Raw genomic sequence first — 20,605 nt, forward strand, 5'->3', positions numbered from 1 at the left:
TGGGGTTGCGGCTGGCGGGGGTGGATGTGGGCCGCGCGCAGTCCTGCCGTCGAGCGGCACATCTGAGCGGAGCTCAGCCGAGTCCAGCCTCGCCGGCGTTTGAGGCGACGGGCGCGGAGCGCCCGTGCGCGGTGCGGGGCGGAGCCCTGGCCCCTGCGGAGCCGCGCCGGCAACTGAGGCGAGAACGGTTGAAGGGCGGGTAGGGGACCGCTCCGCGCAGCGGCAATCCACCCGCGGACGACCCACCCCCCGGCCACCCCCGTGGCCCCGCCACCCCCCCCCGGCGGCCCGACGGACGGAGCCGGCGCAGCGGCGCGTGAAAAAGGCGTGCCGCCAAGCGCGGCGCCGGCGTTGTACCGGCGCCCGGTACACACACATGCTTCCGCCCCCACAAGCAGGGGCGGCCCACCGCTCCGGAGGAGCCATGCAGTTCGCCGTACTGCTCTACGACCGCTTCACCGCGCTCGACGCCGTCGGGCCCTACGAGACCCTCAGCCGCGTCCCCGACGCCGAGACCGTGTTCGTCGCGGAGCGCCCCGGTCCCGTGCGGACGGACAACGGGGTGCTGGGGCTCGTCGCCGACAAGGCGCTCGACGAGGTGACCCGGCCGGACATCGTCATCGTGCCCGGCGGGCCGCACCCCGAGGTGGAGATGAAGAACCCCGCCGTGCTCGACTGGCTGCGGGCCGTGGACGCCACGACCACCTGGACCACCTCCGTCTGCACCGGCTCGCTGCTCCTCGCCGCCGCCGGCCTGCTCGACGGGCGGCGGGCCACCAGCCACTGGCTCTACCTCGACAGGCTGGTCCCCTTCGGCGCCGAGCCGACCGGCGAGCGGGTGGTCTTCGACGGGAAGTACGTCACCGCCGCCGGGGTGTCCTCCGGCCTCGACATGGGCCTCGGGCTGCTCGGGAGGATCTCCGGGGACGAGTACGCCCAGGCCGTGCAGCTGCTGTGCGAGTACGACCCGCAGCCGCCGTACGACGCCGGCTCCCCGGAGAAGGCCCCGGCGGAGCTGGTCGCCCGGATGCGCGCCGCCAACCCGCTCAGCTAGGACGCCAGCCGAAGGCGGGGGCCCGCCGTTCCAGGAACGCGGCGACACCCTCCGCGGTGTCGCCGCTCGCGGCGGCCTGGGCCGCCCAGTACGCGTCCCGGTCGGTGCGGCCGTCCGCGAACTCCTTGGCGGCGGCCTGCGTGAGCCGCGAGCGGGCGGTCAGGGTGCGGGCGAAGGAGGCCACCCGCTCCTCCAGGCCGCCGGCCGGCAGCAGCTCGTTCAGGAACCCGGCCCGCAGCGCCGTCTCCGCCCCGATCAACTCGGCGGAGAACAGCAGGTACTTGGCCCACGCGGGGCCGACCACCGAGGCCAGCCGGCGGGTGGAGGACGCCGGGTAGACGATGCCCAGCTTCGCCGGGGTCACCCCGAACGACGCGCCCTCCTCCGCGAAGCGCAGGTCGCACGCCGCCGCCAGCTGGCTGCCGCCGCCGACGCAGAACCCGCGGATCGCGGCCAGCGTCGGCTTCGGGAAGGCCGCGAGGGCCTCCTCCGCCGCCACGGACAGGGCCTGCGGGTCGTCCTTGCCGGTGAGCGAGGAGATGTCGGCCCCCGCGCAGAAGGTCGAACCGGCCCCGGTCAGCACCAGCACCCGTACGGCGTCGTCCTCGGCGAGCAGTTCCAGCAGCTCCGGCAGCGCCCGCCACATGGAGGCGGTCATGGCGTTCCGCTTGGCCGGGTGCGAGATGACGACGGTGGCGACCCCGTCGCCGACCGTGTGGTGGAGGGCTGCGTCCATGCGCCGGATGCTATCCCGGGCAGCCGATCCTATGATCAAGGGGAGTCCGACCCCGGGGGGTGCCGAGGAGGTGGCACGTCCATGGGCGCCGACCGCAGTGACCCGGACCCGCGGCAGCGGGAGAAGAAGCAGCTGAAGCGAGGCTTCGGGCTGCTGGCCCTGCTCGGGCTGATCCTCGTCCTGGCCGGGATGGTGGGCCTGGTCTACACGGGCGTGGCCACCCTGACCTCGATGTTCCTCTTCGGCTGGCTGCTGCTCGTCGGCGGCGTCGTCGGTCTCGCGCAGGCCGTGCAGTCGCGGGGGACCAGCTACTTCTGGCTGGCCGTCATCGTCGCGGCCGTCAACCTGGCCGCCGGCTTCGTGATCCTGCGCCGCCCGGAGGCGAGCGCCGAGGCCCTGACCATGTTCGCGGCCCTGCTCTTCCTCACCGGCGGGGTGTTCCGCCTCGTCGGCGCCCTGGTGGTGCGCGGCGCGAACTTCGGGATCTCCCTGGTCCAGGGCGCCTTCGGGCTGCTGCTGGGCATCCTGATCCTGTCCAGCTGGCCCGGCAGCAGCCTGTACGTGATCGGGACGTTCTTCTCGCTCGCCCTGCTGTTCGACGGATTGAGCCTGGTGGGGCTCGGCATGGGCGCCCGCCGGATCCTCGGTCTGGTCAGGGACGATGACGCCGGGGCCGCGCCGGGTACGCCGGACGGGACGCGGGAGGCGGCCGGGAACCGGCCCGCACCGGATCAGGAACAGCCCAACAACTGACTCTGTCATAAACCAGTGGTCAGAAAGCGTCCGATTGACGCTGACTTCTGGTCAGCGGCGCGGTCCGGACCAGGGTCTTCCCCACTCTGGACACGTGGAGACGATCGAGCGCGAAGACGGGGGCCGGAAGATGGACGACAGCGGGAGCATCCCGCCGGCCCGGGGAGGTGAGGTGTCGGCCCCGGCCGACCCCCTCGCTTACGAAGGAGTGTGGCGCTTCACGGCGCCCGCGGTTGAAGAATCCGTTCCGCAGGCCCGCCGCGCGGTCCGCGACCTGCTCGGCCGCCAGGGGGTGCCGGCCCAGCAGGACCTCGTGTACTCCCTGCTGCTGATCGTCTCCGAACTGGTGACGAACTCGGTCCGGCACGCGGCCCTGCTCTCCCCGGAGGTCGCCGTCGAGGTGGCGGTGGGCCGGGAGTGGGTACGGGTGGCCGTCGAGGACGACCACCCGTACCGGCCCAAGGCGCTGGAGGCCGACTTCGGCCAGACCGGCGGCCGGGGCCTGCTGCTGGTCCGGGAGATCACCCTGGAGGCCGGCGGGGTGTGCGACGTCGAGCACACCGCGACGGGCGGCAAGGTGATCTGGGCGGCACTGCCGCTCGCCGCCCCGGCCCCCGGGATCTGACCCCGGGACGGCCGTCCCGGGCGTCCGCACCTGAACGGCGTAGCGGCTACCAGCCGGCCGCGTCGCCCGTCAGCTCGCGGATCGCGGGGCGCGCCGCGTCCAGCACCGTCATGAACCAGGCGGAGAACGGCTGCTCCGCGTGCCGCTTCGCCAGCTCCTCGGCCGTGACGAAGGCGGTGTCGCCGACCTCCTCCGGATCCGGGTTCAGCACCGGCCGGGCCAGTCCCACGAACAGGTGGTTGTACTCCTGCTCCACCAGCCCGGAATCCGGGTCCGGGTGGTTGTAGCGGACCGTACCCGCCTCCGCGAGCAGCGAGGGCGAGAGCCCGAGCTCCTCGTGGGTGCGCCGGGCCGCGGCCGCGAACGGCGACTCCCCGGGGTAGGGGTGGCCGCAGCAGGTGTTCGACCAGACGCCGGGGGAGTGGTACTTCCCGAGGGCGCGCTGCTGGAGCAGCAGTCGGCCCTGCTGGTCGAAGAGGAACACGGAGAACGCCCGGTGCAACAGGCCCGGTGCCTGGTGCGCGGAGAGCTTCTCCGCCGTGCCGATGGTGTTGCCGGACTCGTCGACCAGTTCGAGCATGATCGGTTCTTGAGCTCCGGTGCCGGCGGACGCGCTGCTGGTGGCGTCGGTGGCTGGTGTGGTCGGCATACCCATCCTTCGCTTCGGACTTCGGCCTTCAGTCTGCCGTACAAAAGAGGCTTGTCCCCACTTCGGCAATCCGCGCATGTCCGCCCCCCGCCGCGTGGTAAGCGGCGGGGGGCGGAGGTTCGGCCGGGGCTCAGATCCCGAAGGGCGCCGGATAGCGGATCGTGCCCGCCGGCACCGGAACGGAATCGTCCAGCACCAGGGCCATCATCGCCTCGTCGGGCACCTCGAAGGGCGCCCTGATCCCGAACCGCGAAGCCGGCGTGAAACCGAACCGCGGATAGTACGAGGGGTGCCCGAGGACCAGCACCAGCGCCTCCCCGGCCTCCCGCGCTGCCGCGAGCAGCGCCCGTACGACGGCGCTCCCCGCGCCCGAGCGCTGGACGGCGGGATCGGCGGCCACCGGCGCGAGGGCCAGCGCGGGCACCCCGTCCACCCGGCAGCGGGTCAGCAGCGCGTGCGCGGCCACCTCGCCGTCCGGGCCCTCGGCCACGTACGAGAGCCCCGGCAGCCACGCCCCGGCGTCGGCGCGCAACGCGTCCACGAGATCAGCCTCCAGCGGGGTACCGAAGGCCGCCAGGTTGACGGCGCGCACGGCCGCCACGTCGGCCGGCGCCTCCGGGCGGGTCCGCCAGCGGCCCCCGTCCCCGGCGGTCACCGGGGCCAGCACGAAGCCCGTGTACCCGTACTCGTGCCCGTGCCGTTCCCGTACGGCGAGCTCCTCGCGTACGTAACCCAGCGCCGCCTCCTCCGCGGGGGAGGCGGGCACGGCAGCCCGGACCCGCTCGCCGAGCGGGCCGTAGTACTCGGCCCAGTCGGAGTCGGGCTGGAGCCGGGTCCCGAGCACCCGGTACCCGGCGGCCTGGGCGGCCGCGGTGTTGCGGGCGGTGGAGCGCAGCGGGTACTGCGGGTCCCAGAAGGCCCGGGCCCCGGCCGAGGGCTCCTCGGCGGTCCACTCGCACTCGCTCAGCACGAGCCGCCCGCCCGGCGCCAGCAGGCGCCTCCACTCGGCGAGCGCCCGGTCGAAGCCGAGGACGAACGCGGAGCCCTCCGCCCACACGAGGTCGAAGGAGCCGTCCTCGAACCCCTCGGAGGGCAGTGCGCCCATGTCGGCGCGCACCGTGCGGACACGCCCTTCCAGGCCCCGCTCGCGGGCGGCGGCGCGCAGCTCGTCGAGGAAGGGCTCGTAGAGGTCGACGGCCGTCACCTCGGCGAGGCCCGCCCCGCCCGCCTCGGCGGCGAGCAGCAGGGCGCTGCGGCCCGGACCGCAGCCCAGGTCGAGGACGCGCGGCCGCTCGGGCAGCGGTCCGCACAGGAAGAGCAGGTGCCGGGTGGAGTCGTCGGAACCGGGGGACTGCCGGGGCAGCCCGCGGTGCAGCTCCATGAAGGCGGCGAAGACGCCGTCGTCGGAGCCGGAAGCAGCAGAAGCGGTGTTGTCGGTCAACGTGAACCCTTGAACGGGGGCTCCGGCCGACGAGGTCTTACCGGTGTGGGCTCAGACCCGGCCGGACGCCCGGAAGGAAACGGGGATGTACCGGAGTTCGCTGCGCACGGCAGCGACCACTGCGACGGTCATCAACCCACCTCGTTTCCCGTTCCGGGCCGCGTCGGCCCGCCTTCGCGCACCACGTGACCCGTGTGCGCCGCCGTCCACCCTAACATCCGGCCCCGAACGGCCCCGTTTGGGGCTGAACAGCTGATGAATGAGGCCTTCCATTCATCCGATAGCCTCTGCCGACAGCCCTGCCGACGCGCTGCCACCGCCCCCACCCGGGCGCCCGGCCGTCGGGAATGTCCGTCGCAAGGAGTGAGTTCGTCTGCCGACCGTCATCCTCACCGGCCCGCCGGTACCCGGATCACCGCTCCAGGACGAGCTCCGGTCGCTCGGGTTCGACGTCCGCCCGGCCGCCGGTCCCGAAGACACCGCCACCGCCCTCGCCGGGGTGCCGGCCCAGGAGCGGGTGGCCGTCGTCGACAGCGCCTTCGTCGGGCACCCGCACGCACTGCGCCTCGCCCTGACCGACCCGCGCTTCGACGCCTGTGCCGTGACCGGCGCCTTCGCCGTCAAGGCGGGGGCCCGCGCGGCCCTCGACCAGGCCGCCGCGCTGGCGCCGGCGGGTACCGGACCGTACGCGGACCGGCTCGCCGCCGTGGTGGAGGCCGCCGGGACCACCGTCCAGCGGCCCGATCTGGGCAGCCTGGTCGCGGCCGTGCCGGACGGGGAGGCCGAGCGCTCCGAGGCCCTCGCGGCCGTGGCCGCCGTGGACGACGAGGCCGTACGGCTGCGCACCGCGGTGAAGTCCCGCGACGGCTTCTTCACCACCTTCTTCATCAGCCCGTACTCGCGCTACATCGCCCGCTGGTGCGCGCGCCGAGGCCTGACCCCGAACCAGGTGACGACCGCCTCGCTGATCACCGCGCTGGTCGCGGCGGGCTGCGCGGCCACGGGGGAGCGCTGGGGCTACGTCACCGCCGGCGTGCTGCTGCTCGTCTCCTTCGTCCTGGACTGCACCGACGGGCAGCTCGCCCGCTACTCGCTGCAGTACTCGACGATGGGCGCCTGGCTCGACGCGACCTTCGACCGTGCGAAGGAGTACGCCTTCTACGCGGGCCTCGCGCTCGGCGCGGCCCGGAACGGCGACGACGTCTGGGCCCTCGCGCTCGGCTCGATGATCCTGATGACCTGCCGGCACGTGGTGGACTTCTCCTTCAACGAGGCCAACCACGACGCCACGGCGAACACCAGCCCGACGGCGGCCCTCTCGGGCAGGCTCGACAGCGTCGGCTGGACCGTCTGGGTCCGGCGGATGATCATCCTGCCGATCGGCGAGCGCTGGGCCATGATCGCGGTACTGACCGCCGTGACCAGCCCCCGCACCGTCTTCTACGCCCTGCTGATCGGCTGCGCCTTCGGCGCGCTGTACACCACCGCGGGCCGCGTCCTGCGCTCGGTGACCCGCAAGGCGAAGCGCACCGACCGGGCCGCCCGGGCCCTCGCGGACCTCGCCGACTCGGGCGTCCTGGCCTGGACCGGCTACCCCCGGCCCACGAAGCGGCCGGACCGCGCCGCGCCCTGGCTGGCCCTGGGCGTCTCGGTGCTGATGACCGGCGCCGCGCTCACCCGGGACTTCGGCAACCCCTGGCTGATCGGGACCGCCGCCGTGTACGCGCTCTTCGCCGGCGCGGCGGTGTCGGCCCCCCTCAAGGGCCCCCTCGACTGGCTGATCCCGCCGCTCTTCCGGTTCGGCGAGTACGTGACGATCCTCGTGCTCGCCGCCAAGGCGGACGTCCCCGGGGCCCTTCCGGCCGCATTCGGACTGGTCGCGGCGGTCGCCTACCATCACTACGACACCGTCTACCGCATCCGTGGTGGCTCGGGCGCTCCCCCGCACTGGCTGGTGCGGACGACCGGCGGTCACGAGGGCAGGGTCCTGCTGACCGTGGTCCTCGCCACCGTCCTCGCCCGTGACGCGTTCCCCGTCGCGCTCACGGCCACGGCCGTGTTCGTGGCACTCGTGGTGCTCGTGGAGAGCATCCGCTTCTGGGTCTCCTCCGGGGCACCCGCCGTACATGACGAAGGAGAACCAGCATGATCGGCCTTGTCCTCGCTGCCGGTGCCGGACGCCGCCTGCGTCCCTACACCGACACCCTGCCCAAGGCCCTCGTGCCCGTCGGTCCCGAGGGGCAGGAGGACAGCCTCACCGTCCTCGACCTGACCCTGGGCAACTTCGCCGAGGTCGGCCTGACCGAGGTCGCGATCGTCGTCGGCTACCGCAAGGAGGCCGTCTACGAGCGCCGGGAGGCCCTGGAGGCCAAGTACGGCGTCAAGATCACGCTGATCGACAACGACAAGGCCGAGGAGTGGAACAACGCCTACTCCCTGTGGTGCGCGCGTGACGTCCTCAAGCGGGGCGTGATCCTCGCCAACGGCGACACCGTCCACCCCGTCTCCGTCGAGAAGACCCTGCTCGCCGCCCGCGGCGACGGCCAGAAGATCATCCTCGCCCTCGACACGGTCAAGAACCTGGCCGACGAGGAGATGAAGGTCGTCGTGGACGGCGACAAGGGTGTGCGGAAGATCACCAAGCTGATGGAGCCCGCCGACGCGACCGGCGAGTACATCGGCGTCACCCTCATCGAGCCCGAGGCCGCCGAGCAGCTCGCCGAGGCCCTCAAGACCACCTTCGAGCGCGACCCCGACCTCTACTACGAGGACGGCTACCAGCAGCTCGTCAACGACGGCTTCACCATCGACGTCGCCCCCATCGGTGACGTCAAGTGGGTCGAGATCGACAACCACGACGACCTCGCCAAGGGCCGGACGATCGCATGCCAGTACTGACGCGGCTGATCCCCTCGCCGGTCGTCGTCGACATCAGCCGCGGGGCGATGGACCAGCTGGACGGTATCCTCGCCGACCAGCGGATCTCCGCGTCCGGCCGGCTCGCGATCGCGATCAGCGGGGGCTCCGGACAGGCGCTGCGCGCCCGTCTGGAGCCGGCCCTGCCGCTCGCCGACTGGTACCCGGTCGTCGACGGCACCATCGACTCGGCGGTCAAGCTCGCCGACGACATAAAGGGCCGCCGCTACGACGCCGTCGTGGGACTGGGCGGCGGGAAGATCATCGACGTGGCGAAGTACGCCGCGGCGCGGGTCGGCCTGCCCATGGTGGCCGTCGCCACCAACCTCTCCCACGACGGCATCTGCTCCCCGGTGTCCATCCTGGACAACGACAACGGACGGGGCTCCTACGGCGTCCCCACCCCGATCGCGATGGTGATCGACCTCGACGTGATCCGCGAGGCCCCCACCCGCTTCATCCGCGCCGGGGTCGGCGACGCCATCTCCAACATCTCGGCCATCGCCGACTGGGAGCTCTCGCACCGGATCACCGGCGAGTCCGTGGACGGCCTGGCCGCCGCCATGGCCCGTACCGCCGGCGAGTCGGTACTGCGCCACCCCGGCGGATGCGGCGACGACGAGTTCCTCACCGTGCTCTCCGAGGCCCTCGTGCTCTCCGGCATCGCCATGTCGATCAGCGGGGACAGCCGCCCCTCCTCCGGGGCCTGCCACGAGATCAGCCACGCCTTCGACCTGCTCTACCCCGGGCGCTCCGCGCTCCACGGCGAGCAGGTCGGCATCGGCGCCGCCTTCGCCATGCACCTGCGCGGGGCCGCCGACCAGGCCGGCCTCTTCACGGAGGTGCTGCGCCGCCACGGCCTGCCCGTGCTGCCCGAGGAGATCGGGTTCAGCGTGGACGAGTTCGTCGCCGCCGTCGAGTACGCCCCCCAGACCCGCCCGGGACGCTTCACGGTCCTGGAGCACCTCAACCTGTCCGCAGCCGAGATCAGGGACGCTTACGCCGACTATGCCCAGACCATCCGTAGCTGAACTCCGGCCCGTCGTTCACCCGCCGGGCGTCAAGGACCGGCGCAGTGGCGAGCACTGGGGCGGTCGCCTGTACATGCGCGAGGTCTCCCTGCGCATCACCCGGCTGCTGGTCACCACCAAGGTCACGCCGAACCAGCTGACCTACGTGATGACCCTCGCCGGCGTCCTCGCCGCCCCGGCCCTGCTGGTGCCGGGCGTGCTCGGCGCCGCCCTCGGCGTGGTCGCGGTCCAGCTGTACCTGCTGCTCGACTGCGTCGACGGCGAGGTCGCCCGCTGGAAGAAGCAGTACTCGCTCTCCGGGGTCTACCTGGACCGGGTCGGCGCCTACCTGTGCGACGCGGCCGTCCTCGTCGGCTTCGGCCTGCGCGCCGCCGACCTGTGGGGCGGCGGGCGCATCGACTGGCTGTGGGCCTTCCTGGGCACCCTCGCCGCCCTCGGCGCCATCCTGATCAAGGCCGAGACCGACCTGGTCGGCGTGGCCCGGCACCAGGCCGGCAAGCCCGTGGTGCAGGAGTCCGCCGCCGAGCCCCGCTCCTCCGGCATGGCGTTCGCCCGCCGGGCCGCCGCCGCGCTCAAGTTCCACCGGCTGATCCTCGGCATCGAGGCGTCCCTGCTGATCCTGGTCCTGGCCGTCGCCGACCAGGTCCGGGGCGACCTGTTCTTCTCCCGCCTCGGCGTCGCCGTGCTCGCCGGCATCGCGCTGCTCCAGACCCTGCTGCACCTGGTGTCGGTCCTGGCCTCCAGCAGGCTCAAGTGACGGCCCCGATGCGGCTGGGCGCCGTGATCATCACCATGGGCAACCGCCCCGACGAGCTGAAGGCGCTCCTCGACTCGGTCGCCCGCCAGGAGGGCGACCCCGTCGAGGTGGTCGTCGTCGGCCAGGGCGTCGAGGTCACCGGGCTCCCCGAGGGCGTGCGCACCGTCTCCCTCCCGGAGAACCTGGGCATCCCCGGCGGCCGCAACGTCGGCATCGAGGCCTTCGGCCCCGGCGGCCGTGACGTCGACGCCCTGCTCTTCCTCGACGACGACGGGCTGCTGGAGCGCACGGACACCGCCGAGCTGTGCCGGCAGGCCTTCGCCGAGGACCCGGAGCTCGGGATCGTCAGCTTCCGCATCGCCGACCCCGAGACCGGCACCACCCAGCGCCGCCACGTGCCCCGGCTGCGCGCCTCGGACCCGATGCGCTCCTCCCGCGTGACCACCTTCCTGGGCGGCGCCAACGCCGTCCGCACGAAGGTGTTCGAGCAGGTCGGCACGCTCCCCGGGGAGTTCTTCTACGCCCACGAGGAGACCGACCTGGCCTGGCGGGCGCTCGACGCCGGGTGGCTGATCGACTACCGGGCGGACATGGTGCTGCTGCACCCGGCCACCGCCCCCTCCCGGCACGCGGTGTACCACCGTATGGTGGCCCGTAACCGGGTGTGGCTCGCCCGCCGCAACCTGCCGGCCCCCCTGGTCCCGGTCTACCTGGGCGTCTGGCTCGCGCTGACGCTCGTACGCAGGCCCTCCGCGCCGGCGCTCAAGGCCTGGTTCGGCGGGTTCAAGGAGGGCTGGACCACCCCCTGTGGTCCCCGGCGTCCCATGAGGTGGCGCACGGTCTGGCGGCTGACGCGGCTGGGCCGCCCGCCGGTCATCTGACAAGCTCGGGTCTGGGACCATGGGCCCATCCCGGGTCCGGCGTCCCAGCCCCCGATGCCCCTCCTGCCGCATCCAGAAGACGGAAAGTTCCAACTTGTGAGTGACACAACCCACGACGGTGCCCTCGCCACGAGCAAGCCGCCGTCCGACGACGCAGGGCTCAGCCCCGCGGAGCTCGCCCGGAAGTACGGCCTGTCCGTCAGTGGCGCGCGGCCCAGCCTGGGCGGATACGTGCGGCAGCTCTGGGGCAGGCGCCACTTCATCATGGCCTTCTCGCGGGCCAAGCTGGTGGCGCAGTACAGCCAGGCCAAGCTCGGCCAGGTGTGGCAGGTGGCGACCCCCCTGCTCAACGCGCTGGTGTACTACCTGATCTTCGGCCTCATCCTGAACGCGGGCCGGGGCATGGAGAAGGGGGTCTACATCCCCTTCCTGGTGATGGGGATCTTCGTCTTCACCTTCACCCAGAGCTCGCTGATGGCGGGCGTCCGGGCGATCCCGGGCAACCTCGGCCTGGTGCGCGCGCTGCACTTCCCGCGCGCCTCCCTGCCGATCTCGTTCTCGATGCAGCAGCTCCAGCAGCTCCTGTACTCGATGATCGTCGTGGTCGTCGTCGCCGTGGCCTTCGGGAACTACCCGCGGCTGTCGTGGCTGCTGGTGATCCCGACGCTGGTGCTGCAGTTCGTCTTCAACACCGGGCTCGCGCTGGTCTTCGCGCGCATGGGGTCCAAGACCCCCGACCTGGCGCAGCTGATGCCCTTCCTCACCCGTACCTGGATGTACGCCTCGGGCGTCATGTTCTCCATCAGCGAGATGCTGAAGGACCGGCCGGCGTGGATCGCGGACGTGCTCCAGTGGAACCCCGCCGCGATCTACATGGACCTGGTCCGCTTCGCGATGATCGACGGCTACGGCGCGGAGAACCTCCCGCCGCACGTCTGGGCCTTCGCGGTCGGCTGGGCCGTGGTGATCGGCGTCGGCGGCTTCGTGTACTTCTGGAAGGCTGAGGAGCGTTACGGCCGTGGCTGACAACACCCAGGGGCGGGTCCCCACCGTCATCGCGGACGAGGTGCACATCGTGTACCGCGTCAACACGGGCAGCTCCGGCAAGGGCAGCGCCACCGCCGCGCTGAGCAAGATCCTCCGCCGGGGCAAGGGCGACGCCCCCGGCGTCCGCCGGGTCCACGCCGTACGCGGCGTCTCCTTCACCGCCTACCGCGGCGAGGCCATCGGCCTCATCGGCTCCAACGGCTCCGGCAAGTCGACCCTGCTGCGCGCCATCGCGGGCCTGCTGCCCTGCGAGTCCGGCAAGGTCTACACCGACGGCCAGCCCTCGCTGCTCGGCGTGAACGCCGCCCTGATGAACGACCTCACCGGTGAGCGCAACGTCGTCCTCGGCGGTCTCGCGATGGGCATGAGCCGCGAGCAGATCAAGGAGCGCTACCAGGACATCGTCGACTTCTCGGGGATCAACGAGAAGGGCGACTTCATCTCCCTGCCGATGCGCACCTACTCCTCCGGCATGGCCGCGCGCCTGCGCTTCTCGATCGCCGCCGCCAAGGACCACGACGTCCTGATGATCGACGAGGCGCTCGCCACCGGCGACCGCAGCTTCCAGGTGCGCTCCGAGAACCGCATCCGCGAGCTGCGGGAGAAGGCCGGCACGGTCTTCCTGGTGAGCCACAACAACAAGTCCATCCGCGACACCTGCGACCGGGTGCTGTGGCTGGAGAAGGGCGAGCTCCTGATGGACGGCCCCACCGAGGAAGTGGTCTCCGCGTACGAGAAGGCCAGCGGCCACTGACCCGAGGGTCCGCCGCCGCCCCCGGCCCGCAGGCCCCCACCGCTCCCCGCGGTGGGGGCCTCGCCATGGGGGCGGGCGCCGGCGGACCGGCGGGCGCAGCGGGAGATCCGGAGCGGCGGCCGACATTCCGGGGCGCGGGGACACCCGATAGGCCCCCGCGGCGTTGTACAGCGTAAGCTGGACCAGTTCTCAATCGCGCCAAGAGTGGACGATTCCCCGCAGCCGGCTCCGTGGGGATACCCCCGGGTAAGGTCCGGCGGCGTGTCCGAAATAGGATGACTTGGGTCGGCAGTGTAGAACGGGAGACGTGACGGCAATGGCTACGGGAATTCTCCGGCCCCCAGGCACAGCGGCCGTCCCGGGCGGCGGGCGGTGACCCCCGGGCACGGCATCCGTCCCGCGCCGGCGACCGGCGAAGGCGCCCCCGACCCGCAGCACACCCGGGCCACCCTCGGCAAGGCCGCGGCGGAGAACTTCCCCGTAGCCCCCGCCTTCCTCCCGCGCGCCTGGCGCGACGGCCTCATGGCGCTCTACGGGGTTCGCCCGCCTGGTCGACGACATCGGCGACGGCGACCTCGCCCCCGGCGGCCGCGACGCCGTCCTCCTCGGCCTCGACGCCGCCGCGGCCGACGACCGGCCCGCGATGCTCGACGCCCTCGAAGCCGACCTGCTGCGCGTCTTCGGCGGCACCGACGGCCCCCCGCGCCACCCCCTGCTGCTCGCCCTCCAGCCCGTCGTACGCGACCACCGGCTCAGCGCCGAGCACTTCCTCGGGCTCATCGAGGCCAACCGCCAGGACCAGCGCGTGGCCCGCTACGAGACGTACGGGGAGCTCCTCGGCTACTGCGAGCTCTCCGCCAACACCGTCGGCCGCCTCGTGCTGGAGCTCACCGGCACCAGCACCCCCGAGCGGATCCGCCGCTCCGACGCCGTCTGCACCGCCCTGCAGCTCGTCGAGCACCTCCAGGACGTCGCCGAGGACCTCGGCCGCGACCGGATCTACCTCCCGGCCGAGGACATGCGCCGCTTCCACGTCGCCGAGGCCGACCTCGGGGCCCCGTCCGCCGGGGCCTCCGTGCGGTCCCTGATCGCCTTCGAGGCCGAACGCGCGCGCGACCTGCTGAATGAGGGCACCCCGCTCGTGGGTAGCGTGCACGGCAGGCTGCGGCTGTTGCTCGCGGGATTCACGGGAGGGGGGCGAGCCGCCCTGCGAGCGGTCGCCGCCGCCGGCTTCGACGTGCTGCCCGGCCCTCCCAAGCCCACCCGGAGCCTCCTGCTCCGCGAGGTGGCCGCCGTCCTGCGCACAGCGCCGAGAAAGGGGTGAGCCCGAACGTGGAGGGCACCGCACACGCGTCAGCACCGTCCGCCCAGGTCCTCGCGGCCTACAGCTACTGCGAGGCCGTCACCGGCACCCAGGCGCGCAACTTCGCCTACGGCATCCGGCTGCTGCCCACCGACAAGCGGCAGGCGATGTCCGCGCTGTACGCCTTCTCCCGGCGCGTCGACGACATCGGCGACGGCGCCCTCGCGCCCGACGCCAAGCTGGCCCGGCTGGAGGACACCCGCGCCCTGCTCGGCCGGATCCGCGCCGGGGAGGTCGACGAGGACGACACCGACCCGGTCGCCGTCGCCCTCGCGCACGCCGCCCGCCGCTTCCCCATCCCCCTCGGCGGCCTCGACGAGCTCATCGACGGCGTCCTGATGGACGTCCGCGGCGAGGAGTACGAGACCTGGGACGACCTCAAGGCCTACTGCCGCTGCGTCGCCGGGGCCATCGGACGGCTCTCGCTCGGCGTGTTCGGCACCGTCGGCCCCGCCGACCGCGCCGACGAGTACGCCGACACCCTGGGCCTGGCCCTCCAGCTCACCAACATCCTGCGCGACGTCCGGGAGGACGCCGGCAACGGACGCACCTACCTGCCGGCCGAGGACCTCGCCAAGTTCGGCTGCGGCGAGGGCTTCCAGGGCGGCCGGGCCCCCGCCGGCTCCGACTTCGCCGGGCTCGTGCACCACGAGGTCCGGCGCGCCCGGGCCCTGTTCACCGAGGGCTACCGGCTGCTGCCGATGCTCGACCGGCGCAGCGGCGCCTGCGTGGCCGCCATGGCCGGCATCTACCGCCGCCTCCTGGACCGCATCGAGCGCGAACCCGAGGCGGTGCTCCGCGGCCGCGTCTCGCTGCCGACCCACGAGAAGGCGTACGTGGCCGTACGCGGCCTGTCCGGCCTCGACGCCCGCACCGTCTCCCGCCAGAACACCCGGCGGCGGCCCTGATGCCGCCTGCGGGCACCGCCCGCACCGCCTGCCCGACGGCCCCGCCCGCCGCGGGCCCGCGCCAGGCCCGCGCGACCCGCCTGACGGCCCCGATCACCCCGCCCACCGCGGGCCCGCGCCCGGTCCCGGCCCGCGCCGCCCGCCCGACGGCTCCGGTCGCCCCGCCGACCGGGTCCGCCGCCGGCACCTGCCCGCGGGGCCGCTCCGGACCGGGGCCGGTCGCTCCGGTGCGGGTGGGCGCCGCCCGGCGGGCAACCCCGCGGCGCTCCCGGGCGTCCGTAGGGGCGGGCTCCGCCCGCAGCGCAGTACACCCCGGCCCGCAGGGCCACCGCACCATCTGGGAGGCCTCATGAGCGCCAGCGACCAACGCGCCGTCGTCATCGGCGGCGGCCTCGCCGGCGTCACGGCCGCGCTCGAACTCGCCGACGCCGGACTGCGGGTCACCCTCCTCGAAGGGCGGCCCCGGCTCGGCGGCCTCGCCTTCTCCTTCAAGCGAGGCGACCTGACCGTCGACAACGGCCAGCACGTCTACCTGCGCTGCTGCACCGCCTACCGGTGGTTCCTGGACCGCGTCGACGGCGCGGCCCTCGCCCCGCTCCAGGACCGGCTCGACGTGCCCGTCCTCGACGTGGCCCACCCCCGCGGGCCCCGCCTCGGGCGGCTGCGCCGCAGCGCGCTGCCCGTCCCCCTGCACCTGGCCGCCTCGCTGGCCACGTACCCGCACCTCTCGCTCGCCGAGCGCGCGAGCGTCGGCCGCGCCGCCCTCGCGCTGCGCCGCCTCGACCCCGCCGACCCGGCCCTCGACGGCCTCGACTTCGGCACCTGGCTCGCCCGCTACGGCCAGTCCCCGCGCACCGTCGCCGCCCTGTGGGACCTCGTCGGCATCGCCACCCTCAACGCCACCGCCGGCGACTCCTCGCTGGGCCTGGCCGCCATGGTCTTCAAGACCGGCCTGCTCTCCGAGAACGGCGCCGCCGACATCGGCTGGGCCCGGGTCCCGCTCGGCGACCTCCACGACACCCTCGCCCGCAAGGCCCTCGACGCCGCCGGCGTGCGCACCGAACTGCGCACCCGCGTCACCGCGGTCACCCGCACCGAGGACGGCGGCTGGCGGGTCGACACCGAGGGCGAGTCCCTCGACGCGGGCACCGTCGTCCTCGCCGTCCCCCAGCGCGAGGCGCACGCCCTGCTGCCCGCCGGGGCGCTGGCCGACCCGGACAAGCTCCTCGACATCGGCACCGCCCCCATCCTCAACGTCCACGTCGTCTACGACCGCAAGGTGCTCAAGCAGCCCTTCTTCGCCGCACTGGGCACCCCCGTCCAGTGGGTCTTCGACCGCACCGACGCCTCCGGACTCACCGACGGCGGCCAGTACCTGGCACTGTCCCAGTCCGTCGCCCAGGACGACATCGACGAGCCCGTCTCCGTCCTGCGCTCCAAGTACCTGCCCGAGCTGGAACGGCTGCTGCCGGCCGCGCGCGGCGCGAAGGTACGGGACTTCTTCGTCACCCGCGAGCGGACCGCCACCTTCGCCCCCAGCCCCGGCGTGGGCCGGCTGCGCCCGGGCCCCCGCACCGACACGCCGGGGCTCTACCTCGCCGGTGCGTGGACCGCTACCGGCTGGCCCGCGACCATGGAGAGCGCCGTCCGCAGCGGCCTCGGCGCGGCGCACGCCGCGCTGGCCGCTCTTCGGCCGCCCCCGCGAACACCCCCTGCAGGGAGGGGGGTATGAGCACCACTACCACCAGCACCACCGGCACAGCACGGCACAGGAAACCAGAGGAGAGCCAGTGAACCCGGGGAACCCGGCTTGTCGAGAACACGGATGCCGGCACGGGCGCGGCCGGAGGGGGAGCGGGCAACGCCGCCACCCTCGCCCTCCTCGAACGCGGCCGCGACCTGTCGACGCCCGTGCTCCGCGCGGCGGTGAGCCGGCTCGCGGCGCCCATGGACACCGTCGCCGCCTACCACTTCGGCTGGATCGACGCCCAGGGCAACCCGGCGGACGGCGACGGCGGCAAGGCCGTGCGCCCCGCCCTCGCGCTGCTCTCCGCCGAGGCGGCGGGCGCCGCCGCCGAGGTCGGCATCCCCGGCGCCGTCGCCGTCGAGCTCGTCCACAACTTCTCGCTGCTGCACGACGACCTGATGGACGGCGACGAGCAGCGCCGCCACCGCGACACGGTGTGGAAGGTGCACGGCCCCGCCCTCGCGATCCTGGTCGGCGACGCCCTGTTCGCCCTCGCCAACGAGGTGCTGCTGGAGCTCGGCACCGTCGAGGCCGGCCGGGCGACCCGCCGCCTGACCACCGCCAGCCGCAAGCTCATCGACGGCCAGGCCCAGGACATCTCGTACGAGCACCGCGAGCGCGTCAGCGTCCAGGAGTGCCTGGAGATGGAGGGGAACAAGACCGGAGCCCTGCTCGCGTGCTCGGTGTCGATCGGCGCCGTGCTCGGCGGCGCCGACGACCGCACGGCCGACAAGCTGGAGGAGTACGGCTACCACCTCGGCCTCGCCTTCCAGGCCGTCGACGACCTCCTCGGAATCTGGGGCGACCCCGAGTCCACGGGCAAGCAGACCTGGAGCGACCTGCGCCAGCGCAAGAAGTCCCTGCCCGTCGTCGCGGCCCTCGCCGCGGGCGGACCCGCGTGTGAGGAGCTCGCGCGGCTGCTCGCGGCCGACGCCAAGAGCAACGACTTCGAGAACTTCTCCGAGGAGGAGTTCGCCCACCGCGCCGCCCTCATCGAGGCCGCCGGCGGCCGCCAGTGGACCGCCGACGAGGCGCGCCGCCAGCACGCGATCGCCATCCGCGCGCTCGACGACGTGGACATGCCGCAGCGCGTGCGGGAGCAGCTCGTGGCCCTCGCCGACTTCGTCGTCGTGCGCAAGAGGTGATCTCCGCCGGAAAGTGGATATGAATCGCGAGTCGCCGGCCGGGGACCCCGCCTAGGGACCCCGCGGCCGACGGCAGACCCGGGCACAGCCGAAGCTCTGTTCGAAGGGGAAGCCATGACAGCGACGACCGACGGCGGCGGTGCGATCACCGGCGGCGCGGATCCGCGACACGACAGCACGGCGGCTCCGGCCGCCGCTGCCGCCGGCCCGTCCGGCGGCGGCACCGGCCTGCCGGAGGGCGTACGGGAGGCCGTCGACCGGGCGACCGCCGAGCTGCTGGCCCGCCAGGACCCGGCGGGCTGGTGGAAGGGCGACCTGCAGACCAACGTCACCATGGACGCCGAGGACCTGCTGCTGCGCCAGTTCCTCGGCATCCGGGACGAGGCCGTCACCCGCGCCGCCGCCCTCTTCATCCGGGGCGAGCAGCAGGGCGACGGCACCTGGGCCACCTTCCACGGCGGACCGCCCGAACTCTCCGCCACCATCGAGGCGTACGTCGCCCTGCGCCTGGCCGGGGACCCGCCCGACGCCCCGCACATGACCCGCGCCTCGGCCTGGATCCGGGCCCACGGCGGGATCGCCGCCGCCCGGGTGTTCACCCGGATCTGGCTTGCCCTGTTCGGCTGGTGGAGCTGGGACCGGCTGCCGGAGCTGCCGCCCGAGCTGGTGTTCCTGCCGCCCTGGGTACCGCTGAACATCTACGACTTCGGCTGCTGGGCCCGCCAGACCATCGTCCCGCTCACCGTGGTCTCCGCGCTGCGGCCGGTCCGCTCGGCCCCCTTCGCGCTCGACGAGCTGCACACCGACGCCCGCGACCCCGTCCCCGCCAAACCCCTCCCGCCGCTCGCCAGTTGGGACGGCGCCTTCCAGCGGATGGACAAGGCCCTGCACCTCTACCGGCGGGTCGCGCCGCGGCGGCTGCGGAAGGCGGCCATGGCCGCCGCCGGCCGCTGGATCGTCGAACGCCAGGAGAACGACGGCTGCTGGGGCGGGATCCAGCCCCCCGCCGTGTACTCCGTGATCGCCCTGCACCTGCTCGGCTACGACCTGGGGCACCCGGTGATGCGGGCCGGGCTGGAGTCCCTCGACCGCTTCGCCGTGTGGCGCGAGGACGGCGCCCGGATGGTCGAGGCCTGCCAGTCCCCGGTCTGGGACACCTGCCTCGCCGCCATCGCCCTGGCCGACGCGGGCCTGCCCCCCGACCACCCCGCCCTGGTCAGGGCCGCCGACTGGATGCTCGGCGAGGAGATCCGCCGCCCCGGGGACTGGGCCGTGCGCCGTCCCGGACTCGCCCCCGGCGGCTGGGCCTTCGAGTTCCACAACGACAACTACCCCGACATCGACGACACCGCCGAGGTGGTCCTGGCGCTCCGCCGGATCCGCCACCCGCAGCCGGGCGGGGTCGAGGCGGCCATCGCCCGCGGGGTGTCCTGGACCCTCGGGATGCAGTCGAAGAACGGCGCCTGGGGCGCCTTCGACGCCGACAACACCAGCCCCTTCCCCAACCGGCTCCCCTTCTGCGACTTCGGCGAGGTCATCGACCCGCCCTCGGCGGACGTCACCGCCCACGTGGTGGAGATGCTCGCCGCCGAGGGCAGGGCCGCCGACCCGCGCGCCCGGCGCGGCATCGCCTGGCTGCTCGCCGAACAGGAGCCGGACGGCCCCTGGTTCGGCCGCTGGGGCACCAACTACGTGTACGGGACCGGCTCGGTGGTCCCCGCCCTCACCGCCGCCGGGATCGCACCCTCGCACCCCGCCGTCCGCCGGGCCGTGCGCTGGCTGGAGTCCGTACAGAACGAGGACGGCGGCTGGGGCGAGGACCAGCGCTCCTACCGGGACCGCTCCTGGGCCGGGAAGGGAGCCTCGACCGCCTCGCAGACCGCCTGGGCCCTGATGGCCCTGCTGTCGGCGGGGGAGCGGGACGGCGACGCCGTCGCGCGGGGCCTCGCGTACCTGGTGGAGACCCAGCGCCCCGACGGGACCTGGGACGAGCCGTACTTCACCGGCACCGGCTTCCCCTGGGACTTCTCCATCAACTACCACCTCTACCGGCAGGTGTTCCCGCTCACCGCCCTCGGCCGCTACCTCCACGGAGAGCCGTTCGGCCCGGAGCGGCGGAACGTCCCGCCGGCGGGGGAGTCCTGATGCCCGCCGGGCCCGCCGGAGCCGACCCCCCGCCGCCGCTGGTGGTCGCCTGCGCCCTGCGCATCGAGGAGGCGGCCCTGCGCAGCGCGGGCCGCGCGGCCGCGGGCGGCGGAACGGTCCTGCGTACCGGCATGGGACCGCGCGCCGCCGACCGGTCCGTGGCCCGGGCCCTGGCGCGGCCGGGCATGCACCGGGCGGCCGTCCTCGCGACCGGGTTCTGCGCCGGCCTGGTGCCCGGCATGCACCCCGGCGACCTGGTCGTCGCCGAGGAGACCCGGGACCCCCGCGGGGCGGTCGGCTGCACCGGCACCGCCCTGCTCGCCGAGGCACTGGCCCGCGCCGCACCCGGCCGGACCGTGCACACCGGCGCACTGACCGGATCCGACCACGTCGTCCGCGGCCAGGAGCGCGCGCAGCTGCGCGCCACCGGCGCCGTCGCGGTCGACATGGAGTCCGCGGCCACCCTGTGGACCGCCGCGGCGCCGGGACGCCCCCTTGCGGCCGTCCGGGTGATCGTGGACGCTCCGGAGCACGAGCTCGTCCGTATCGGCACGGTCCGCGGTGGAATATCTGCCTTCCGTGTACTACGTGCCGTAATGCCCGCGTATTACGAATGGCACCGTTCGTTGCTGCTTCCCAGGAGGTGAATCCAG

Annotated in this window: 18 protein-coding genes and 1 pseudogene; 16 read left to right on the forward strand and 3 right to left on the reverse strand. The window is 73.7% G+C overall.

All coding sequences use genetic code 11. From position 1 onward, the window contains the following. Nucleotides 1–424 precede the first annotated feature (424 nt). Entirely contained in the window at nt 425–1,054 is a 630-nt protein-coding gene (locus SSNG_RS29465; RefSeq protein ID WP_007267585.1) for a DJ-1/PfpI family protein, read from the forward strand. Here the strand turns inward: SSNG_RS29465 and SSNG_RS29470 are convergent. Continuing rightward, nucleotides 1,047–1,790: an enoyl-CoA hydratase/isomerase family protein gene (locus SSNG_RS29470; protein ID WP_007267586.1), complete on the reverse strand. Its 744-nt coding sequence runs from the start codon at nt 1,788–1,790 to the stop codon at nt 1,047–1,049. The genes SSNG_RS29465 and SSNG_RS29470 overlap by 8 nt on opposite strands. Nucleotides 1,791–1,871: 81 nt before the next feature. Between SSNG_RS29470 and SSNG_RS29475 the strand changes: the two genes are divergently transcribed. After that, nucleotides 1,872–2,543, forward strand: a complete 672-nt coding sequence (locus SSNG_RS29475) for a DUF308 domain-containing protein (RefSeq protein WP_050779772.1) — start codon at nt 1,872–1,874, stop codon at nt 2,541–2,543. Nucleotides 2,544–2,673: 130 nt separating this feature from the next. Then, on the forward strand, nt 2,674–3,168 hold the full coding sequence (locus SSNG_RS29480; protein WP_128637566.1) for an ATP-binding protein: 495 nt from the start codon (nt 2,674–2,676) through the stop codon (nt 3,166–3,168). 46 nt (nt 3,169–3,214) lie between these two features. Here the strand turns inward: SSNG_RS29480 and idi are convergent, their stop codons facing one another. Both idi and SSNG_RS29490 read right to left on the reverse strand, forming a co-directional pair. Further along, complete coding sequence (gene idi, locus SSNG_RS29485; RefSeq protein WP_007267589.1) at nt 3,215–3,817, reverse strand: isopentenyl-diphosphate Delta-isomerase; 603 nt, start codon at nt 3,815–3,817, stop codon at nt 3,215–3,217. Between the two features lie 130 nt (nt 3,818–3,947). Further along, the gene (locus tag SSNG_RS29490) at nt 3,948–5,198 is read right to left on the reverse strand and encodes a bifunctional class I SAM-dependent methyltransferase/N-acetyltransferase (RefSeq protein ID WP_007267590.1); all 1,251 of its coding nucleotides are present in this window, start codon (nt 5,196–5,198) and stop codon (nt 3,948–3,950) included. A 433-nt stretch (nt 5,199–5,631) separates the two neighbouring features. Between SSNG_RS29490 and SSNG_RS29495 the strand changes: the two genes are divergently transcribed. The 13 genes and pseudogenes from SSNG_RS29495 to SSNG_RS29560 all read left to right on the forward strand — a co-directional run bounded on the left by SSNG_RS29495 (nt 5,632) and on the right by SSNG_RS29560 (nt 20,599). Further along, the gene (locus SSNG_RS29495; RefSeq protein WP_007267592.1) at nt 5,632–7,407 is read left to right on the forward strand and encodes a DUF5941 domain-containing protein; all 1,776 of its coding nucleotides are present in this window, start codon (nt 5,632–5,634) and stop codon (nt 7,405–7,407) included. After that, nucleotides 7,404–8,156 (forward strand): phosphocholine cytidylyltransferase family protein, encoded by a 753-nt coding sequence (locus tag SSNG_RS29500; RefSeq protein ID WP_007267593.1) that lies wholly within the window; start codon nt 7,404–7,406, stop codon nt 8,154–8,156. Before SSNG_RS29495 ends, SSNG_RS29500 begins: the two co-directional genes overlap by 4 nt. Beyond that, on the forward strand, nt 8,144–9,205 hold the full coding sequence (locus SSNG_RS29505) for an iron-containing alcohol dehydrogenase family protein (RefSeq protein ID WP_007267594.1): 1,062 nt from the start codon (nt 8,144–8,146) through the stop codon (nt 9,203–9,205). The genes SSNG_RS29500 and SSNG_RS29505 overlap by 13 nt, the downstream gene beginning before the upstream one ends. Continuing rightward, entirely contained in the window at nt 9,183–9,962 is a 780-nt protein-coding gene (locus tag SSNG_RS29510; RefSeq protein WP_128637567.1) for a CDP-alcohol phosphatidyltransferase family protein, read from the forward strand. Before SSNG_RS29505 ends, SSNG_RS29510 begins: the two co-directional genes overlap by 23 nt. Before the next feature lie 8 nt (nt 9,963–9,970). After that, nucleotides 9,971–10,843 (forward strand): glycosyltransferase, encoded by an 873-nt coding sequence (locus tag SSNG_RS29515; protein WP_042802226.1) that lies wholly within the window; start codon nt 9,971–9,973, stop codon nt 10,841–10,843. A gap of 96 nt (nt 10,844–10,939) precedes the next feature. Continuing rightward, entirely contained in the window at nt 10,940–11,869 is a 930-nt protein-coding gene (locus SSNG_RS29520) for an ABC transporter permease (RefSeq protein ID WP_007267597.1), read from the forward strand. Next, complete coding sequence (locus tag SSNG_RS29525; RefSeq protein WP_007267598.1) at nt 11,862–12,644, forward strand: ABC transporter ATP-binding protein; 783 nt, start codon at nt 11,862–11,864, stop codon at nt 12,642–12,644. The genes SSNG_RS29520 and SSNG_RS29525 overlap by 8 nt, the downstream gene beginning before the upstream one ends. Before the next feature lie 390 nt (nt 12,645–13,034). Then, a pseudogene (gene hpnC, locus SSNG_RS29530) lies at nt 13,035–13,968 on the forward strand (squalene synthase HpnC). Nucleotides 13,969–13,976: 8 nt separating this feature from the next. Next, complete coding sequence (gene hpnD, locus SSNG_RS29535; RefSeq protein ID WP_042804331.1) at nt 13,977–14,915, forward strand: presqualene diphosphate synthase HpnD; 939 nt, start codon at nt 13,977–13,979, stop codon at nt 14,913–14,915. A gap of 349 nt (nt 14,916–15,264) precedes the next feature. Further along, nucleotides 15,265–16,647, forward strand: coding sequence for a hydroxysqualene dehydroxylase HpnE (gene hpnE / locus SSNG_RS29545; protein WP_007267602.1), 1,383 nt, complete (start codon nt 15,265–15,267; stop codon nt 16,645–16,647). Between the two features lie 167 nt (nt 16,648–16,814). Then, complete coding sequence (locus SSNG_RS29550; RefSeq protein WP_063749924.1) at nt 16,815–17,807, forward strand: polyprenyl synthetase family protein; 993 nt, start codon at nt 16,815–16,817, stop codon at nt 17,805–17,807. Nucleotides 17,808–17,921: 114 nt separating this feature from the next. Then, complete coding sequence (gene shc, locus SSNG_RS29555; RefSeq protein ID WP_007267604.1) at nt 17,922–19,952, forward strand: squalene--hopene cyclase; 2,031 nt, start codon at nt 17,922–17,924, stop codon at nt 19,950–19,952. After that, nucleotides 19,952–20,599, forward strand: a complete 648-nt coding sequence (locus SSNG_RS29560; RefSeq protein ID WP_007267605.1) for a hypothetical protein — start codon at nt 19,952–19,954, stop codon at nt 20,597–20,599. Before shc ends, SSNG_RS29560 begins: the two co-directional genes overlap by 1 nt. The last annotated feature ends 6 nt before the right edge of the window (nt 20,600–20,605 follow it).

The sequence above is a fragment of the Streptomyces sp. C genome, from assembly GCF_000158895.1.
Classification (GTDB): Bacteria; Actinomycetota; Actinomycetes; order Streptomycetales; family Streptomycetaceae; genus Streptomyces; species Streptomyces racemochromogenes.